Annotated in this window: 2 protein-coding genes; one reads left to right on the top strand and one right to left on the bottom strand. The window is 72.5% G+C overall.

The window, feature by feature from the left end; all coding sequences use genetic code 11:
• Positions 1 to 747: LysR substrate-binding domain-containing protein (locus AC27VN_RS40700; protein ID WP_490880395.1), on the top strand; the 747-nt coding region annotated here is incomplete at its 5' end.
• Here AC27VN_RS40700 and AC27VN_RS40705 read toward each other — a convergent pair.
• Positions 744 to 1,712: acetate/propionate family kinase (locus AC27VN_RS40705; RefSeq protein ID WP_490880396.1), on the bottom strand; the 969-nt coding region annotated here is incomplete at its 5' end. The genes AC27VN_RS40700 and AC27VN_RS40705 overlap by 4 nt on opposite strands.

Consider the following 1,712-nt stretch of genomic DNA (forward strand, 5'->3'; position numbering starts at 1 on the left):
GGCCGCCGGCTGGTGCTCAACGAGAACGGCCGCGCGCTGCTGCCCAAGGCGCAGGCGCTGCTCGACCAGGCGGCGGAGGTGCAGGCCCTGTTCAGCGGCGAGCATGCGGCGCCGCTGCGCGTGGCGGCCAGCTTCACCATCGGCGAATACCTGCTGCCCGAGCGCGTATCGGCCTGGACCGCGCTGCATCCGCAGAGCCAGGTGCACCTGCACATCGCCAACACGCGCGACGTGATCGATGCGGTGGCAGGCTTCGACGTCGACGTCGGCTTCATCGAGGGGCCGCAGACGCACCCCGATCTGGTGGTGCGCGCCTGGCGCACCGACGAACTCGTGATCGTGGCCGCGCCCGGCCATGCGCTGGCCGACCGGGTCGCCACGCACCGGCAGCTGTCGCAGGCCACCTGGGTGCTGCGCGAGCATGGCTCGGGCACGCGCCAGGTCACCGATGCCTGGCTGATCCAGAACCTCGAGCAGGTGCAGGTGGGTTTCGAACTCGGCAGCACTGAGGCCATCAAGCGCGTGGTGGCCTCGGGCACGGGCCTGGCCTGCCTCTCGCGCTACACGGTGGCGCAGGCGCTGGAGGACGGGCACTTGGTCGAGCTGCGCACGAAGCTGCCCGCGGGCACGCGGCGGCTCGCGACCGTGATGCACCGCGACAAGCTGCTGGGTCGCGCGACCGCGGACTTCCTGCGCCATTGCGGCGCGAGCGTGCCGCGCGGGGCGGTGGCGCCGCTGCCGGGTTAGGCGAGCACGCGTGCCGTGTGGCGCGCGATCACGGCTTCCTCATCGGTGCGCAGCACCCACGCACTGATGCGACTGCTACCGGTCGAGATCCGCGCCTGCCCACCGCCATTGGCGGCGGCGTCGAGCTCCACCCCCATCCACGCGCAGTCCTCGAGCACCCGCGCGCGCAGCCCGGCACCGTTCTCGCCGATGCCGCCCGTGAACACGATCGCATCGACGCCGCGCAAGGCCGCCGCGAGGCTGCCCATGTGCTGCACCACCTGCTCGACGAAATGGTCGATGGCCTCGGCGGCCGCGGGTTCGTCCGATGCTTCCAGCGCGCGCATGTCGCTCGACACGCCCGAGAGCCCGAGCAGGCCCGATTCGCGGAACAGCAGCTTCTCGACCGCATCGGCCGACATGCCGCGCGAGCGCATCAGGTAGAGCACCACGGCCGCATCGAGCCGGCCGCAGCGCGTGCCCATGGTGAGGCCGTCGAGCGGCGAGAAGCTCATGGTGGTGGCGACCGAACGCCCCTGCGCGATGGCGCACATCGAGGCGCCATTGCCCAGGTGCGCGACGATCACGCGGCCGTGCGCGACCTCGGGCGCCTGCCGCGCGAGCTGGTGCGCGATCGATTCGTACGAGAGCCCGTGGAAGCCATAGCGCCGCACGCCCGCGTCGTGCAGCTCGCGCGGCAGCGCGAAGCGGCGGTTGAGTTCGGGCTGCACCGCGTGGAAGGCAGTGTCGAAGCAGGCCACCTGCGGCACGCCGGCGAAGGCCTGCATCGCGGCGCGCACGCCCGCGAGGTTGTGCGGCTGGTGCAGCGGCGCGAGCGGCTCGAGCGCGGCCAGGTCATGGAGCACGGCGTCGTCGATGCGCACCGGCGCCACGAAGTCCATGCCGCCATGCACGATGCGATGGCCCACACCCGCGATGCGGCCGGCGCCGCCCTGCTGCGCATGCCAGTCGAGCAGCGCGGCCAG

This window comes from Variovorax sp. 20P10.2.4, assembly GCF_058244205.1.